Source organism: Streptomyces ossamyceticus, from assembly GCF_001418475.1.
Classification (GTDB): domain Bacteria; phylum Actinomycetota; class Actinomycetes; order Streptomycetales; family Streptomycetaceae; genus Streptomyces; species Streptomyces ossamyceticus.
This window is the reverse complement of sequence record NZ_LIQX01000343.1, coordinates 1-16,273: the sequence shown is the minus strand read 5'-3', so window position 1 is coordinate 16,273 and position 16,273 is coordinate 1. Positions and strand designations below refer to the sequence as shown.

18 protein-coding genes and 1 pseudogene are annotated in these 16,273 nt (G+C 72.6%); 13 read left to right on the top strand and 6 right to left on the bottom strand.

Going from position 1 to position 16,273, the window contains the following annotated elements; genetic code table 11:
* From AOK15_RS24630 to AOK15_RS24610, 5 genes and pseudogenes are all read left to right on the top strand, one after another.
* Positions 1-1,309, top strand: a pseudogene (locus AOK15_RS24630) (hypothetical protein); the annotation flags it as partial.
* Positions 1,310-1,407: 98 nt separating this feature from the next.
* A complete protein-coding gene (locus tag AOK15_RS24625) occupies positions 1,408-2,337 on the top strand; it encodes an ABC transporter ATP-binding protein (RefSeq protein WP_055520453.1) in 930 nt (309 codons plus the stop codon).
* Complete coding sequence (locus tag AOK15_RS24620) at positions 2,331-3,089, top strand: ABC transporter permease (protein WP_055520451.1); 759 nt, start codon at positions 2,331-2,333, stop codon at positions 3,087-3,089. The genes AOK15_RS24625 and AOK15_RS24620 overlap by 7 nt, the downstream gene beginning before the upstream one ends.
* Positions 3,086-4,282 (top strand): sensor histidine kinase, encoded by a 1,197-nt coding sequence (locus tag AOK15_RS24615; RefSeq protein ID WP_055520450.1) that lies wholly within the window; start codon positions 3,086-3,088, stop codon positions 4,280-4,282. The genes AOK15_RS24620 and AOK15_RS24615 overlap by 4 nt, the downstream gene beginning before the upstream one ends.
* Positions 4,279-4,893 carry a response regulator transcription factor gene (locus AOK15_RS24610; RefSeq protein WP_055520448.1) on the top strand — a complete coding sequence of 205 codons (615 nt, stop codon included), beginning with the start codon at positions 4,279-4,281 and terminating at the stop codon, positions 4,891-4,893. The genes AOK15_RS24615 and AOK15_RS24610 overlap by 4 nt, the downstream gene beginning before the upstream one ends.
* A gap of 97 nt (positions 4,894-4,990) precedes the next feature.
* Here the strand turns inward: AOK15_RS24610 and AOK15_RS24605 are convergent, their stop codons facing one another.
* The gene (locus AOK15_RS24605) at positions 4,991-5,842 is read right to left on the bottom strand and encodes a transglutaminase-like and tetratricopeptide repeat-containing protein (RefSeq protein ID WP_055520459.1); all 852 of its coding nucleotides are present in this window, start codon (positions 5,840-5,842) and stop codon (positions 4,991-4,993) included.
* 17 nt (positions 5,843-5,859) lie between these two features.
* On the bottom strand, positions 5,860-6,975 hold the full coding sequence (locus tag AOK15_RS24600) for a GNAT family N-acetyltransferase (RefSeq protein WP_079058676.1): 1,116 nt from the start codon (positions 6,973-6,975) through the stop codon (positions 5,860-5,862).
* A 140-nt stretch (positions 6,976-7,115) separates the two neighbouring features.
* On the opposite strand from AOK15_RS24600, the gene fdxA reads away from it, so the two are divergent.
* The gene (gene fdxA / locus AOK15_RS24595) at positions 7,116-7,433 is read left to right on the top strand and encodes a ferredoxin (protein WP_004926152.1); all 318 of its coding nucleotides are present in this window, start codon (positions 7,116-7,118) and stop codon (positions 7,431-7,433) included.
* Between the two features lie 182 nt (positions 7,434-7,615).
* Positions 7,616-8,716, top strand: coding sequence for a bifunctional succinyldiaminopimelate transaminase/glutamate-prephenate aminotransferase (locus AOK15_RS24590; protein WP_055520446.1), 1,101 nt, complete (start codon positions 7,616-7,618; stop codon positions 8,714-8,716).
* Between the two features lie 65 nt (positions 8,717-8,781).
* On the opposite strand, the gene AOK15_RS24585 is transcribed toward AOK15_RS24590, so the two are convergent.
* Together AOK15_RS24585 and AOK15_RS24580 are read right to left on the bottom strand one after the other, a co-directional pair.
* Complete coding sequence (locus AOK15_RS24585) at positions 8,782-9,225, bottom strand: hypothetical protein (protein ID WP_055520445.1); 444 nt, start codon at positions 9,223-9,225, stop codon at positions 8,782-8,784.
* 394 nt (positions 9,226-9,619) lie between these two features.
* The gene (locus AOK15_RS24580; RefSeq protein WP_205632222.1) at positions 9,620-10,633 is read right to left on the bottom strand and encodes a VldE C-terminal domain-containing protein; all 1,014 of its coding nucleotides are present in this window, start codon (positions 10,631-10,633) and stop codon (positions 9,620-9,622) included.
* Between the two features lie 120 nt (positions 10,634-10,753).
* On the opposite strand from AOK15_RS24580, the gene dapE reads away from it, so the two are divergent.
* Both dapE and AOK15_RS24570 read left to right on the top strand, forming a co-directional pair.
* Positions 10,754-11,833, top strand: a complete 1,080-nt coding sequence (gene dapE / locus AOK15_RS24575) for a succinyl-diaminopimelate desuccinylase (protein ID WP_055520443.1) — start codon at positions 10,754-10,756, stop codon at positions 11,831-11,833.
* Between the two features lie 167 nt (positions 11,834-12,000).
* A complete protein-coding gene (locus AOK15_RS24570; RefSeq protein ID WP_055520441.1) occupies positions 12,001-12,759 on the top strand; it encodes an LOG family protein in 759 nt (252 codons plus the stop codon).
* A gap of 117 nt (positions 12,760-12,876) precedes the next feature.
* On the opposite strand, the gene folP is transcribed toward AOK15_RS24570, so the two are convergent.
* Positions 12,877-13,737 carry a dihydropteroate synthase gene (gene folP / locus AOK15_RS24565; RefSeq protein ID WP_055520440.1) on the bottom strand — a complete coding sequence of 287 codons (861 nt, stop codon included), beginning with the start codon at positions 13,735-13,737 and terminating at the stop codon, positions 12,877-12,879.
* 119 nt (positions 13,738-13,856) lie between these two features.
* Between folP and AOK15_RS24560 the strand changes: the two genes are divergently transcribed.
* Both AOK15_RS24560 and AOK15_RS24555 read left to right on the top strand, forming a co-directional pair.
* Positions 13,857-14,207, top strand: coding sequence for a DivIVA domain-containing protein (locus tag AOK15_RS24560; protein ID WP_055520438.1), 351 nt, complete (start codon positions 13,857-13,859; stop codon positions 14,205-14,207).
* Positions 14,204-14,794 carry a DNA-3-methyladenine glycosylase I gene (locus AOK15_RS24555; protein ID WP_055520436.1) on the top strand — a complete coding sequence of 197 codons (591 nt, stop codon included), beginning with the start codon at positions 14,204-14,206 and terminating at the stop codon, positions 14,792-14,794. Before AOK15_RS24560 ends, AOK15_RS24555 begins: the two co-directional genes overlap by 4 nt.
* Positions 14,795-14,890: 96 nt before the next feature.
* Here AOK15_RS24555 and chcB read toward each other — a convergent pair whose 3' ends face one another.
* The gene (gene chcB / locus AOK15_RS24550) at positions 14,891-15,682 is read right to left on the bottom strand and encodes a 2-cyclohexenylcarbonyl CoA isomerase (RefSeq protein ID WP_055520456.1); all 792 of its coding nucleotides are present in this window, start codon (positions 15,680-15,682) and stop codon (positions 14,891-14,893) included.
* A gap of 67 nt (positions 15,683-15,749) precedes the next feature.
* Here chcB and AOK15_RS45205 point away from each other — a divergent pair, with 67 nt between their 5' ends.
* Positions 15,750-15,914, top strand: a complete 165-nt coding sequence (locus tag AOK15_RS45205; protein ID WP_157870361.1) for a hypothetical protein — start codon at positions 15,750-15,752, stop codon at positions 15,912-15,914.
* Positions 15,915-16,060: 146 nt separating this feature from the next.
* Positions 16,061-16,228, top strand: a complete 168-nt coding sequence (locus AOK15_RS42675; protein WP_003966491.1) for a DUF3117 domain-containing protein — start codon at positions 16,061-16,063, stop codon at positions 16,226-16,228.
* The last annotated feature ends 45 nt before the right edge of the window (positions 16,229-16,273 follow it).

The following is a 16,273-nucleotide window of genomic DNA, read 5'->3' as shown; positions in this document are numbered from 1 at the left end:
TATAAGAGACAGGAACGACCCCTTCGGCCCGGCCGCCGACTTCACCTCCCCGCTCGGCGCGGACTACGCCCAGCCCGGCGGCGGACTCAGCGACGACACCGCGGTCCTCACCCCGCAGCGTCCCGCCGACGGGTCCGGCGCCCCCGGCTACGGCGGCCCCGGACCCCTGGACAACCCGTCCGGGCACACCCTGACCAGCGGCATCCCCGTCGTGCCCCCGGGCACACAGGGCGCCCCCTTCGCCCCGGGCGGCGTCGACGGCACGACCCGGCACACCCCGCCGAAGCTGCCCGACCCCGGTGCGCAGCAGCAGAAGCCCGCCGGCGGCAAGGCCCCGAAGGCCCCGAAGGCCGCGAAGCCCGCCAAGAAGAAGGGCCGCAGCAAGCTGGCGCTCCTCGGTGGCGGCGTGGTCGTCCTCGCCGGCGGTGTCTACGGCGCCGGTCTCCTCATGAACCACTCCGACGTCCCCAGGGGCACCACCGTCCTCGGGGTCGACATCGGCGGCGGCACCCGCGACGAGGCCCTCAACAAGCTGGACAAGGCCTTCGCCGACCACACGAACAAGGAGCTGAAGCTCACGGTCGACGGCGGGACGGTCACGCTCCGCCCGGACCAGGCCGGACTGCAGTTCGACATGCAGGACACGGTCCGTGTCGCCGCCGTCAGCGACTACAACCCGGTCTCCGTGATCGGCTCCCTCTTCGGGCAGAAGCGGGTCGTCGAGCCCGTCATGCCGGTCGACGCGGAGAAGCTCCGGGCCGCGCTGGAGCGCGCCGCGGGCAGGTCCGGCTCGTCGAGCGACGGCACCGTGAAGTACGAGCCCGGCAAGGCCGTCCCCGTCTACGGCAAGGCCGGCAAGGGCATCGCCGTCGACCAGTCCTCCGAGGCCGTCGAGAAGGCCTACCGCACCCAGGTCGAGACCGGTACGGCCCCCGCCGTGAGCCTGCCGACCACCGCCAAGGAGCCGTCGGTCGACAAGGCCGAGGTCGACCGGTTCATGAAGGAGTTCGCGCAGCCGGCGATGTCCGGCATCGTCACCGTGCAGACGGACGCCGCGCACAGCGTGAAGCTCAGCCCCGAGAACTCCCTGTGGAAGTTCCTCACCGTCAAGGCCGTCGACGGCAAGCTCGTCGACTCCTACAACGAGAAGGCCCTGGTCGAGCTCTACGGCGGCACCTTCAACGGCGTCCTGATCACCCGGGCGAACGGCGAGAAGACCCCCGTCAACGCCAAGGACGTCTACGGCGCCCTCCGACTGGCCCTCAAGAGCAAGACCGACCGGGTCGCCGTGATCGACACGAACCCGACCTGCCCGTGTGTCACCCCTGGCGGTATGACTTCTGTCATGCGGCACACAGGACCACCGACACTGCCGCCGAGGGGCCCCGCGCGGACACCCTGGTTCCCATGACGACAACAGCGGTCACGACCACCCCGGTGGTCGGGTTCGAGCGGGTGGGCAAGTCCTACGGGAACGTGCGGGCGGTCGACGGACTGACGCTCGCACTGCACCCGGGGGAGACCGTCGCCCTGCTCGGCCCGAACGGCGCGGGCAAGTCCACCACCCTCGACCTCCTCCTCGGCCTGAAGCAGCCCGACACCGGCACCGTCCGCGTCCTCGGCACCAGCCCCCGCGAGGCGATCGTCGCGGGCCGTGTCGGCGCCATGCTGCAGAGCGGCGGCCTCATGGACGAGGTCACCGTCGCCGAACTGGTCCGCCTGGCCTGCTCGCTGCACCCCCGGCCGTACCCGGTGTCGGAGGTCCTCGCCCGCGCGGGTGTCACCCGGATCGCCGACCGCAAGGTCGACAAGCTCTCCGGCGGCCAGGCCCAGCGCGTCCGCTTCGCCCTCGCCACCGCCGGCGACAGCGACCTGATCGTCCTGGACGAGCCCACCACCGGCATGGACGTCACCACCCGCCAGGCGTTCTGGGCGACCATGCGCGAACAGGCCGACCATGGCCGCACGGTCCTCTTCGCCACGCACTACCTCGAAGAGGCCGACGCCGTCGCCGACCGCGTCCTCGTCCTGCACCGCGGGCGGCTGCTGGCCGACGGCACCGCCGCCGAGATCAAGGCGAAGGCCGGCGCCCGCAGGATCTCCTTCGACCTGCCCGACGCCCCGATCGACGAGGACCGACTGCGGGGCCTGCCCTTCCTCGCCACCCTCGACGTGTCCGGCCGTACCGTCCGCATCCAGTCCACCGACGCCGACGCGACCGTCCACGCCCTGTACGGCCTCGGCCTGTACCCCCGCAACCTCGAAGTGGCCGGACTCGGCCTCGAACAGGCATTCATGACGATCACCGCCGCCGAGGAGGCGAAGTCGACGTGCTGACCACCCTCGCCTCGTGGGGCCTGATCAAGCTGGAACTCACCCGTGCCCTGCGCAACCGCAAGTTCCTGTTCTTCTCGGTGCTCTACCCGTCGCTGCTGTTCCTGCTGATCGCGGGCAGCGCGAGCACCACCGAGAAGATCGACGGCACCGGCCTGACCCTGCCGACGTACATGATGGTCTCCATGGCCTCCTTCGGCGCCCTGACGGCCGTGCTGATGGGCAACAGCGAGCGCATCGCCAAGGAACGCGAGAGCGGCTGGGTACGCCAGCTGCGGCTGACCACCCTGCCGGGGCGCGGCTACGTCCTCGCGAAGACCGCGAGCGCTGCCGTGGTCAGCCTGCCCTCGATCGTGATCGTCTTCGTGGTGGCGGCCCTCGTGAAGGACGTCCGCCTGGACGCCTGGCAGTGGCTCGCTCTGACCGGCGCGATCTGGGCCGGCAGCCTCGTCTTCGCCGCGCTCGGCGTCGCCATCGGCTACCTCGCCTCCGGCGACGCGGTCCGCCCCGTGACGATGATCGTCTACTTCGGTCTGTCGATGCTCGGCGGCCTGTGGATGCCGACGACGACGTTCCCCCAGTGGCTCCAGGACATCGCCAGGTGGCTGCCCACCCACGCGTACGCCTCCCTCGGCCGGGCCATCGAGCAGAGCCACGCCCCGCACACCACGGACCTCCTCGTCCTGGCCGTCTCCTTCGCCCTGTTCGCGGGCGGCGCGGCCTGGCTCTACCGGAAGGACACGCTGAAGGCGTGAGCGGCGTCGGCATCGGGCAGCGCCCGCGAAACGGCAGACAGCGGGCGATGAAGTTCCTCTGGACCGGGATCTGGCTCGCCTATCTGAGCGCCCCCGTGACGGACCTGCTGCACGGGGGCCACAGCGCCGGCGTCCGCCTCCTCGGCTGGATCGGCCTGGCCGCCTTCGTCGCCTGGTACTTCGTGCTGATCTTCCGCACCGGCCGCGGTGAGACCAACCGCCTGGTCCTCGGCTCCCTCGCCGTGCTCGCCGCCCAGTCCACGGTCCTGGCCCTCACCCTCGGCCGCGAGTGGCTCGTGCTCTTCGTCTACGTGTCGGTCGCGTCCGGCGCCGCGCTCCCGCTGCGCCTGGCCCGGCTGACGATCCCGGCCTGCTCCGCGCTGCTGACGGCCGTCGCCCTCTCCGTGCCCGGCGGGGAGGCGTATCTGGCCTCCCTGCTCCTCCCGGCCCTCCTCGGCGGCTTCTCCATGGCCGGCGTGCGCGAACTCATCCACACGACCCGTGAGCTCCGGGAGGCCCGGGCGACGGTGGCCCAGCTTGCGGCGAACGAGGAGCGCCTGCGCCTCGCCCGCGACCTGCACGACCTCCTCGGCCACTCCCTGTCCCTGATCACCCTCAAGAGCGAGCTGGCGGGCCGGATGCTCCCGGACCGCCCCGAGGAGGCGGCCCGCCAGGTCTCTGACATCGAGCAGGTCAGCCGTCAGGCCCTCGTCGACGTCCGCGAGGCCGTCACCGGCTACCGCCGCCCCCGCCTCGCCACCGAACTCGCCGGTGCCCGCGACGCGCTCACGGCGGCCGGCATCACCGCCGAACTGCCCGCCGACATCCCCGACCTCACCGGCGTCCCCGACGACACCGAGTCCGCTCTCGCCTGGGCGCTGCGGGAGGCCGTCACCAACGTCGTCCGCCACAGCGGCGCCCACCGCTGCTCGGTGGACCTCGTCCGCCGCCAGACCCTCGACGGCCCCGCCCTCGAACTCACCGTCGACGACGACGGGACGGGCGCCGGAGGCATCCAGACCGACGGGTCCGGCGGGTCCGGCGGCAACCCCGGCACCGGGCTCACCGGCCTCACCGAACGTCTGGAGAAGGTGGGCGGCACGCTGGAGGCGGGCCCGGCCGGGCACGGCTTCCGCCTGGTGGCCAGGGCCCCCGCGGCGGCTGTGACCCCGGACGTAGGATCCGGCGCATGAGCCGCACGATCAAGGTCCTCCTCGCCGAGGACCAGTCGATGGTCCGCGAGGCCCTGGCCGCCCTCCTGGGCCTGGAGGAGGACATCGAGGTGGTGGCCCAGGTCGCCCGCGGCGACGAGGTCCTGGCCGCCGCCCGCGCCCATGAGGTCGACGTGGCCCTCCTCGACATCGAGATGCCGGGTGCCACGGGCATCGAGGCGGCGGCCCGGCTCCACCGCGAGCTGCCCGCCGTGAAGCTCGTCGTCCTCACCACGTTCGGCCGCCCCGGCTACCTCCGCAGCGCCATGGAGGCCGGCGCCGACGCGTTCCTCGTCAAGGACGCCCCCGCCGCGCGGCTGGCCGACGCCGTACGCCGCGTCCTGACCGGCGAACGGGTCATCGACCCCACCCTCGCGGCAGCGGCCCTCGCCGAGGGCGCCAACCCTCTGACCGACCGTGAACGCGAGGTGCTCCGCGCGGCTGCCGACGGCGCCACGAACGCGGAACTGGCCGCGACCCTCCACCTCTCCCAGGGCACGGTTCGCAACTACCTCTCCACAGCCATCCAGAAACTCTCGGTCCGCAACAGACGAGAGGCGGTGCGCATCGCACGGGAGAAGGGGTGGTTGTAGCGGAACTGCGCGACCGACCACGACGCACCCGCAGCCGTCAACACAGGCCCTACGGCGAGGACACGCACCCGGCCCTCACCGGTCCTCAGCCAGCCCCTCAGTTCAACCGGGCCCGAGCCGCCCCCGCCTGTCGCCGCACGCGTTCCGCCGCGCTGTCGTCCACCCCGGCCACCACCTCCGCGTACGCCTCCAACTCCGCGGCCCCGCGCAGGAACTCCCCCCGCAGCACCAGCAACTGCGCCCACTCGTACCGCAGCCGCGCCGGATGGGAGGGCAGGGCCAGCGACAGCTCGATCGCCCACAACGCCACGTCCGACCGCTCGGGCCGGGCCGCGGCCCACGCCCGCACGTTGTTCAGGACCCGCAGCACGACGTCCAGCGGATCGGCCGGCCGCAGCATCCCCGGCTCCAGCGGACCCCCCGTCGCCCCCGCGACCAGGGTCTCCGCGTCGTTTCCGGTGAGCACCCGCCCCCCGTCGAACGGATCGGCCAGCACCTGGTCCTCCGCGGGCCCGAACCCCACGACGAAGTGCCCGGGCAGCGCGACCCCGTACACCGGGGCCCCCGCCCGCCGGGCCACCTCCATCCACACCACCGACAACAGGATCGGCAGCCCCCGCCGCCGCTCCAGCACGCGGTGCAGCAGCGACGACTCCAGCCGCTGGTAGTCCGCGGCGGAGCCGCGGAACCCGCACCGCTCCCCGAGCAGCCCCGCCAGCGCGAGCGCCCACGCCCGGGGCCCGCCGGGCCGGTAGGGCAGCAGCCCCGCGAGCCGGTCCAGTTCGATCTGCGCGGCGTCGAGGCCGGTGTCGTCCAGCGCCCCGTCGCCCGCGGCGCCCACCAGCAGGCACAGCGTGGCGAGGTCGGGCCGCTCGGCCCGCGCCTCCGCGGCGAACCGCCGCCGCACCTCGGCGGCCCGCTCCGGCTCCGGCGGCAGGGGCGCACGCATGTCGGAGTACGGCCCGCTCATGACGACCGGGACGACTCGAAACGGCCCCCGGACTCCTCGGACGCCCGCTCCCCGTACCCCTTGGACGCCAGATCTTCCTCGGACGCCGCGCCCTCGGACGCAGAGTCCCCGGACGCGCCGTCCCCGGGCGCCCGGTAGTGGTGATACGCATGGTGCGCTGCGAAGCCCATACCCCCGTACAGCGTCCGCGCGCCCGCCTTGTCCGTCTCGACCTGGAGCCAGCCCGCCGAGGCCCCTTCGTCCAGCGCCCGCTGGGCCAGGGCGGCCATCACGGTCGTCGCGAGCCCTTCCCGGCGGCGCGCCGGATCGACCTCCACGGCCGCGAAACCGGCCCACCGCCCGTCCACGACGCACCGTCCGATCGCCGAGGGCGCGGCCCCCTCGGCCCCCGGCACCGTCGCGAACCACACGGAGGGCCCGCTGCCGAGCACCTTCAGCGCGATCTCGCTGACGCCCTTGCGCTGGTAGCGGCTGAGCCACGCCTCGTCCGCCGTCCGGGACAGCCGCACCCCGGGCGCCTCCCGGTCCGCGACGGGCGCCAGCGCCCCGATCCACAGTTCGGCGGTGACCTCACGGATCCACCCGCGGTCCTCCACCTCCGCGCAGAGCAGCTCCTGGGTGCCCTCGGCGCCGGTGGCCAGTTGCAGGTACGCGGGCAGCTCCCGGTCCGCGTACCAGCGGCGTACGGCCGTCAGCGCCTCGTCCAGGGGTATGCCGGGGTCGCCGAGGGGCAGCACCGAGTTGGCGCGCCGGGTGAAGCCGGAGGCGGCCCGCAGCTCCCAGCTGCCGAGCGACTCGCGCTCGACGGGCTGCCAGGCCCGCGCGGAGACCCGCGCCAGTTCCTCGTACGAGGCCGCAGGTCCCCGTCGGCGGGCGGGTGCGGCGGGCACCACCTTCCCCGCCACCAGCGACGACTCCTTGATCCGTACGCGCTCCCCGTCCCTGCGGGTGATCAGCAGCACGCCGTCGTCCCATGATGTGAGAACACCAACCGTGTCGGTGAATTTCCGACCCGCGAGGGCATCCTCGGCAACCCGCCGCACGGAGACGCGTTTTCCCACGTCAGCGGCGGAAACCCGGATCTCGAGACGTCCACCGGCAGAGATTTCCACAGGTCAGTTCACCCCTCCTGTTCGGATCATGCCCAGGAACGGAGATACTAGGGGCGGGCATCGACGACGCCGCGCTCCCGCGCGCCAGGCGGCGGAGCCTGAGGAGGCCCGCCAGCGCCCTATCGAGGAGGAACGACAGCGTGACCTACGTCATCGCGCAGCCTTGTGTCGACGTCAAGGACAAGGCGTGCATCGAGGAGTGCCCGGTCGACTGCATCTACGAGGGTCAGCGGTCCCTCTACATCCACCCGGATGAATGCGTCGACTGCGGTGCCTGCGAGCCGGTGTGCCCGGTCGAGGCGATCTTCTACGAGGACGACACTCCGGAGGAGTGGAAGGACTACTACAAGGCGAATGTCGAGTTCTTCGACGAGCTCGGCTCTCCCGGCGGTGCGAGCAAGCTCGGCCTGATCGAGCGCGACCACCCCTTCATCGCCGCCCTGCCGCCGCAGGCCTGAGGAAGCGACGCCGCGGGGCCGCCCGGCCGGCGGCCCGCGGCAGGCGCCGCCTCGGTCCCGTACGTCCGATCAGATGATCGCCGTACGGGCCCGAGGCGTTCGCCGTACGAGCAGTACGTACGCCCGCGCCCCGTCCCACGGGCCCGTACGGAGCGTCCGTACGAGAAAGTGAGCCAGATCCCGTGTCCGCAGTCAGCGATCGTCTCCCCACCTTCCCCTGGGACAAGCTGGAGCCGTACAAGGCGACGGCCGCCGCCCACCCCGGCGGCATCGTCGACCTCTCCGTGGGCACCCCGGTCGACCCGGTCCCCGAGCTGGTCCAGAAGGCCCTGGTGGCGGCCGCCGACTCGCCGGGCTACCCGACCGTGTGGGGCACCCCCGAACTGCGCGACGCGATCACCGGCTGGGCCGAGCGCCGCCTCGGCGCCCGCGGGATCACCCACCGCCACGTCCTGCCGATCGTCGGCTCCAAGGAACTGGTGGCCTGGCTCCCCACCCAGCTGGGCCTCGGCCCCGGCGACCGGGTCGCGTACCCGCGCCTCGCCTACCCGACGTACGAGGTGGGCGCCCGCCTCGCCCGCGCCGAGTACGAGGTCTACGACGACCCGACGCGGCTCGACCCCGAGGGTCTGAAGCTCCTCTGGCTGAACTCGCCGTCCAACCCCACCGGCAAGGTCCTCTCCCAGGAGGAGCTGACCCCGATCGTGGCCTGGGCCCGCGAGCACGGCATCCTGATCTTCTCCGACGAGTGCTACCTGGAGCTGGGCTGGGAGGCCGACCCCGTCTCGGTCCTGCACCCCGACGTCAACGGCGGCTCGTACGACGGCATCGTTGCCGTCCACTCCCTCTCCAAGCGCTCCAACCTCGCGGGCTACCGCGCGGCCTTCCTGCTGGGCGACCCGGCCGTCCTGAACCCGCTCCTGCAGATCCGCAAGCACGGCGGCATGATGACCTCGGCCCCCACCCAGGCCGCCGTCGTCGCCGCGCTCGGCGACGACGCCCACGTCCGCGAGCAGCGCGACCGCTACGCCGCCCGTCGCGCCGCCCTCCGCGACGCCCTGGAGCGCCACGGCTTCCGCATCGAGCACAGCGAGGCCAGCCTCTACCTCTGGGCCACCCGCGACGAGTCCTGCTGGTCGACGGTGGCCCACCTCGCCGACCTGGGCATCCTCGTGGCTCCTGGTGACTTCTACGGCTCCGCGGGCGAGCAGCACGTCCGCGTGGCCTTCACCGCCACGGACGAGCGGGTCGCGGCGGCGGTGGCCCGGCTGACCGGGGCGTAGTCCCGGCCGGACGACGGAAGAGGGGCCCGGGGAAACCCCCGGGCCCCTCTTCGCCGGCGCAGGTGTCAGCCGAGCGGGCTCTTGACCGGCAGCTTGCCGGTGGGCAGGCCGCCCTTGGCGACGGAGTCCGTCGGCAGGCCGCCCTTCGTCGCGCCCTTGGCCGTGTCGCCCAGAGCCGCCCCGGCGGTGCCCGCGGCGTCCCCGGCGGTCTTCTGTGCGACGGGCGTCGTCTTCTTGACGGTCTTCCCGCCGGTCTTGCTCACGGTCGGCAGGGTCTCCTTGGCCGCCTTGCCGCCCACGTTGCTCGCGACGCCGGTGACGCTCTGCGTCGCGCCGTCCGCGGTGTCGCCGGCGTTCGCCCCGTCCACGGCGGACAGACCGCCCAGGTCCGGGGTGGCCGGGAGTTCGGGCGCCGCGCTCGCGGAGCCGGCCGCACCGACCACGGAGGCCGCTCCCGCTGCGGTCAGCAGCGCGGCATTGGCGATCCGGCGGGTCAGGGGGAGGGACATGGTGCTCCTTTGACGGAAGAGAACGGTGAAGTGTCCGACAGTGCCTGGGAGTTGACCGCCGAATGGCTGTCGGCGTGATCGTTCCGGGCTCGGACGCAGTGACTACCGCTCGAAGTCCGTGAAGGTTGCGGCGGCCCAACGTAAAGAGTTGGCAATGCGTCGCATTGTCGAATGCGGGCAAATGAAGATGAATGACGCGCGGTCCGACTGTCTGCCGAATCCTTACAGCCCCGCGCTCCCAAGGAATCCGCCGAGGCGAGGGTGAGCAGGGGAAAGTCCCCGCACCCCGTCCACCCGACGCGCCGCGCGTACCTCCGACGGGTGAGCCCCGCCCGCCGCTGTCCAGGGACGATTCGGACCGCCCGTCTCCGGGCGTCCCGTCGTGGCGCGGCCCCTACCGTCCCGTGACGATGCGGACCTCGGCCGTAGAGCCGCCCGCCGCCGCGGCCTTGCGCCAGGCACCGGCCCGGCCCTCGGCGACCCACTCCCGCCCGGCGTACGTGACGCGCTCGACGCCCAGCCGGGAGGAGTTCGCCACGGCCCAGTGCGCCAGCTCCCAGCCGCGCCGCCGCACGTCGTCGGCGCCACCGCCGTCCGACACCGGGATCGTCAGCGCGGACACCGCGGGGCCCGGGCTCGCCCCGGTCGCCGGCGGGGCGCTGGACGCCGCCGAGGTGGTCGCGGAGGCGGCGGAGCGCGAGGACTTCACCACCGCCCCGGCCGTCTCGAACATCTTGTCGCCGAAGTCCCGCGCGAGCGCGCTGCGCACCGCCTCCGGGCCGCCGCCGTACGCCGTCGCGGACGCCTCCAGGCGCCCCTCGCAGGTCAGCGTGGCCGCCGCCCGGCCGGTCAGCGCGGCGGCCAGCAGCGTGGCGTCCGGCTCGTGCTTGGCGTAGGCGTCCGGGTAGCCGCTGCGCTGCACCTTCTGGGCGGCCACGGTCAGCGGCAGCTTCTCGTAGCCCGAGACCTTCACCAGGTGCTCGTAGAACTCGCCCGCCGCGTACACGGGGTCCTGGATCTGCCGCTCGGTGCCCCAGCCCTGCGACGGGCGCTGCTGGAACAGCCCCAGCGAGTCCCGGTCGCCGTGCGCGATGTTCCGCAGACCGGACTCCTGGAGCGCGGTCGCCAGCGCGATCGTCACGGCCCGCTCGGGCAGGTCACGGGAGGTGCCGACGGCCGAGATCGTCGCCGCGTTCGCCGCCTGCTCCGGGGTGAACTCGTACGACGTCTTCTCGTCGTCGGCCGACACCACCGTGCACTTCGGTGTGCCGTTGCCCCCGGTCAGATACTGCATGGTCAGATACGCCCCCAGCGCGAGCAGCACGACGAAGGCCGCCGCGAAACGCAGGAAGCAGCCACCACGTCGACGGGCACGGGGATGAGGAGAAACGGTGTACGACTCTGGCACGCCGTACAAGGTACTGGAGGGTAATGGGAACATGCCCCCGGTTGTGGACAACCTCCTGGCGGGCGGCGGTAACCGGTCGCCGGCACGGATCCGAGAACGCGGCGCGTTAGGGTCGGGGCCATGGCCGACACCCCGATTGACCTCACGCTCGACGCCGCGCGGCTGACCGCGCAGCTCGTCGACTTCCCCTCCGAGAGCGGCACCGAGAAGCCGCTCACGGACGCGATCGAGACCGCGCTGCGCGCCCTGCCGCACCTCACGGTCGAGCGCTACGGCAACAACGTCGTCGCCCGCACCCACCTGGGGCGGGCGGAGCGGGTGATCCTGGCCGGCCACATCGACACCGTGCCCATCGCCGACAACGTCCCCTCCCGCCTCGACGAGGACGGCGTCCTGTGGGGCTGCGGCACCTGCGACATGAAGTCCGGCGTCGCGGTCCAGCTGCGCATCGCGGCCACGGTGCCGTCCCCGAACCGCGACCTGACCTTCGTCTTCTACGACAACGAGGAGGTCGCCGCCGAGCTGAACGGCCTGAAGCACATCTCCGAGGCGTACCCCGAGTGGCTGGAGGGCGACTTCGCGGTCCTCCTGGAGCCCTCCGACGGCCAGGTCGAGGGCGGCTGCCAGGGCACCCTGCGGGTCCTGCTGAGGACGAAGGGCGAACGCGCCCACTCCGCCCGCGGCTGGATGGGCTCCAACGCCATCCACACCGCCGCCCCGATCCTCGCCCGCCTCGCCGCGTACCAGCCCCGCTACCCGGTCATCGACGGCCTGGAGTACCGCGAGGGCCTCAACGCGGTCGGCATCTCCGGCGGCGTGGCCGGCAACGTCATCCCCGACGAGTGCGTGGTCACGGTCAACTTCCGCTACGCGCCCGACCGTACGGAGGAGGAGGCCATCGCCCACGTCCGCGAGGTCTTCGCCGACTGCGGCGTCGAGGAGTTCGTGGTCGACGACCACAGTCCCGGCGCGCTGCCCGGCCTCTCCCACCCGGCGGCCGCCGCCTTCATCGAGGCGGTCGGCGGCACCCCCTCGCCCAAGTACGGCTGGACGGACGTCTCCCGCTTCAGCTCCCTCGGCGTCCCCGCGGTCAACTACGGCCCCGGTAACCCGCACTTGGCGCACAAGCGGGACGAACGCGTGGAGACCGCGAAGATCCTTGCGGGGGAGGAGCGCCTGCGGGCCTGGCTCACGGCCTGAGGCGGGGAATGGATTCGGCCGGGGATCCGCTGGAGATGAATCAGCGCATATCGGCGGGCATCGGAACGCGTCGGTGACGGATCGCGGCGGACACGCTCGCGTCCCCCCTCCGTAACCCGCGTGGATCTACGCTGAACCGAACCACCAGCACGGCGGAGGGAGCGGACATGGCGACCGGCAACCCCGAGGGCAAGAACCAGCCACCGGAGGAGCAGCGGCTGGGGCCGGTGCTGCGCAGACGCACCCAGGTGCAGGCGAGCACGACCGACCAACGGCTGCTGGACGCGGGCGGCCCCTCGGACTGGGTCCACACCGACCCCTGGCGGGTCCTGCGCATCCAGTCCGAGTTCATCGAGGGATTCGGCACGCTCGCCGAACTCCCGGCCGCCATCAGCGTCTTCGGCTCCGCCCGGACGCCGGTCGACTCACCCGAGTACGAGGCGGGCGTCCGGCTCGGCCGCGGCCTCGTGGAGGCGGGCTTCGCCGTCATCACCGGCGGCGGCCCCGGGGCCATGGAGGCGGCCAACAAGGGCGCCCTCGAAGCGGGCGGCACCTCCGTCGGACTGGGCATCGAGCTGCCCTTCGAGCAGGGCCTCAACCCCTACGTCGACATCGGCCTCAACTTCCGCTACTTCTTCGTCCGGAAGATGATGTTCGTCAAGTACGCCCAGGGCTTCGTCGTCCTGCCCGGCGGCCTCGGCACCCTCGACGAACTCTTCGAGGCCCTCACCCTCGTCCAGACCCAGAAGGTGACGCGCTTCCCGATCGTCCTCTTCGGCGAGTCCTACTGGAGCGGCCTGGTCGACTGGCTCACCCACACGCTGGTGGCCCAGGGCAAGGCCGCGGAGAAGGACCTGACCCTGTTCCACGTCACCGACGACGTGGACGAGGCGGTGGCCCTGGTCTCGAAGGAGGCGGGCCGCTGACCGCGCCCGCCCACCCGTGAGCGCGAAGCAGGGGGCACAGCCCGCTGCTTCGCGCTAGGGGCTGTCGTCGAACTCCCGCCTGCCCTCCGGGCGACGACGGCAGTTTGACGACGGCCCCTAGGCCAGCCCCCGCCGGGCCACCGTCGGAGCCCGGTGCCCGGCGATCGCCCCCACCATGTCGAGCACCTGCCTGGTCTCGGCCACCTCGTGCACCCGGTACACCTGCGCCCCCAGCCACGCCGACACCGCGGTCGTCGCCAGCGTCCCGACCACCCGCTCCTTCACCGGCTTGTCCAGCGACTCCCCGACGAAGTCCTTGTTGGACAGCGACACCAGCACGGGCCACCCCGTGGCCACCATCTCCCCCAGCCGCCGGGTCGCCTCAAGGCTGTGCCGCGTGTTCTTCCCGAAGTCGTGCCCCGGATCGATCAGCACCGACTCCCGCGGCACCCCCAGCGCCACGGCCCGCTCGGCAAGCCCCACGGTCACCCGCAGGATGTCCGCCATGACGTCGGCGTACTCGACCCGGTGCGGCCGCGTACGGGGCTCGGCGCCCCCCGCGTGCGTGCACACCAGCCCCACCCGGTACCGCGCCGCCACCTCCGCCAGCCGCGGATCGACTCCGCCCCACGCGTCGTTCAGGAGATCCGCCCCCGCCTCGCAGACGGCCTCCCCGACCTCGTGCCGCCAGGTGTCGACGCTGATGATCACGTCGGGGAACCGCCGCCGCACCTCGGCCACGAACCCCACCGTCCGCCGCGCCTCCTCCTCGGCGGTGACCTCCTCGCCCGGCCCGGCCTTCACCCCGCCGATGTCGATGATCGCGGCCCCCTCGGCGACCGCCCGCTCCACCCGCGCGAGCGCCGGCTCGTCGTGGAAGGTCGCCCCCTGGTCGTAGAAGGAGTCGGGGGTCCGGTTCACGATGGCCATGATCACCGGCTCGTGCGTGCCGAATTCCCGCTTGCCCAGCCTGAGCATCCGCTGTGCCCTCTCCCGGTACGTCCCGCCGATTGACCGCCCTGCCCAACCGCCTGTGACCCTAACTGCCAGACTCGCATGGCACGATCGGAGCGGACACAGTCGAGGGGACCCCAGCGATGTTCATGTTCTTGTTCCTGGTCGTCGCGCTCGCGGTCGTGGTGGCCGCGGTGACGCTCGCCGTGGTGGGCGGCGGCGAGAGCGCCGCCCTGCCCGAGGCCCCGGCCGAGCGGCTCCAGGACCCGCTGCCGGCCGACCGCCCGGTCAACCGCGCCGATGTGGAGGCCCTCCGCTTCCCGGTCGCCGTGCGCGGCTACCGCATGGTGGACGTCGACGACGCCCTCAGCCGCCTCAGCGCCGAGATCGCCGAGCGGGACGCCCGGATCGCCGACCTGGAGTCCGCGCTCGCCGGCGCCCGCGCGGCCACCATGACGTCCCTGCGCAAGCCGGAGGAGGGCGAGCACCGGTGAGCGACGGCACGGCCCTCGCCGGTCCCGACGGCGCCCCGCGCTGCCCCTGGGCCCTGTCCACCGAGGACTACGTGGCGTACCACGACGAGGAGTGGGGCCGCCCGGTCCACGGCGACGACGCGCTGTACGAGCGGCTCTGCCTGGAGGCCTTCCAGTCCGGCCTCTCCTGGATCACCATTCTCCGCCGCCGCGAGGGCTTCCGCGCGGCCTTCTCCGGCTTCAGGATCGCCGAGGTGGCCGCCTTCACCGAGGCCGACAAGGAGCGGCTCCTCGCCGACCCCGGCATCATCCGCAACCGTGCCAAGATCGAGGCCACGGTCGCCAACGCCCGGGTCCTCGCGGAGTGGTCCCCGGGCGATCTGGACGCCCTGATCTGGTCCCATGCCCCCGACCCGGCCACCCGCCAGGTCCCGAAGACCCTCGCCGACGTCCCCGCGGTCACCCCCGAGTCCACGGCCCTGGCGAAGGCCCTGAAGAAGCAGGGCATCCGCTTCGTCGGCCCGACCACGGCGTACGCCCTGATGCAGGCGTGCGGCCTGGTCGACGACCACCTGGAGACCTGCGTGGCGAGAGGGGCGCCGCTGTAGCCGCTCCGGGGTAAGCCCCTCCGGACCACGAGAAGGGCGCGCCCCCGCGAGAGGAGCGAGCCCTTTCGAGCGGGAGAGCGGCCGCCGGGCCGGGCCTCAGCGGCCCAGGTACTTCGGCGTCTCCTTGTTCACGAACGCCCGCACGGCGATCGCGTGGTCCTCCGACGCCCCCGCCCGGGTCTGGAGCTCGTCCTCCTTGTCCAGCGTCTGCGCCAGCGAGTGCGAGAACCCGTACGCCATGGCCTCCTTGATCGCCGCGTACGCCACCGTCGGCCCCTCGGCCAGCATCCGCGCCACCTGCTCGGCCGCCTCCGGCAGGGCGGCCGACGGCACGATCCGGTTGGCGATCCCCAGCTCGTGCGCCTCCTGGGCCTTGATGCTGCGCGGGAACATCAGCAGATCGGCCGCGCGGCCCGGCCCGATGACGCGCGGCAGCGTCCACGAGACCCCGGAGTCCGCGGTCAGCGCGACCCCGGCGAAGGAGGTGTTGAACGCGGCGGTCTCGGCGACCACCCGGTAGTCCGCGGCCAGCGCGAAGCCCAGGCCGGCACCGGCGGCGACCCCGTTCACGCCCGCCACCACCGGCTTCGGCATGCCCGCGATGGCCTTCACGATCGGGTTGTAGTGCTCCTTGACCGTGCTCATGACCTGCGTCGAGTCCTCGACGAGCAGCCCGATGTGCTCCTTCAGGTCCTGCCCCACACAGAAGGCCCGGTCCCCGGCGGCGGTCAGCAGCACGGCCCGTACCGCGTCGTCCCCGGCGGCGGACTCCACGGCCTCCCGCAGCGCGACCTTGGTCGCGATGTTCAGCGCGTTCATCGCCTCGGGGCGGTTCAGCGTGATCGTCGCGAGTCCGTCGTGCACCTCGTAGAGCACGGTGTCGGCCATGGCGGTTACCCCTCCGGTGTCGCGGCTGGTGACGTACTGGTCGGTACGCCCTGCGTCACAGCACAGCATGTCGGAGATCATCGACGGTGGCGCGGGCCGGACGTGTGACCTGCGTCAAAGAATCACGATCGGCCGAGCGGTGACCGAAGTCGGCGTGGTGGCGCAGTATCGCAGCCACATCGCCGAATTGGGTGGTTTTGCTCGCGCGCGTTGCCCAAGCGATGCCTACTGATGTTGGTCATCGGGTCGTGGGATGCGGGATAATGGCCTGGAAGCAATGTGTTCGATGCCGGTGTGGCGTGTCCCCAGGTGGGCCCGCGCCTGCCCTCCAGGGCCGTCGGCTATGGCGATGAGCTGGTTTCAGGAAGGGGAACGAGCATGGCGGCCATGAAGCCGCGAACGGGCGATGGCCCGCTCGAGGTGACCAAGGAGGGGCGGGGCATCGTCATGCGCGTTCCGCTCGAAGGCGGCGGTCGGCTCGTCGTCGAGCTGACCCCTGACGAGGCCGACGCCCTCGGCGACGCCCTCAAGAAGGTCGTCGGCTGACGCGCGTAGCGACCCATATCTCTTCAGTGCCCCGGCACCGCCCTC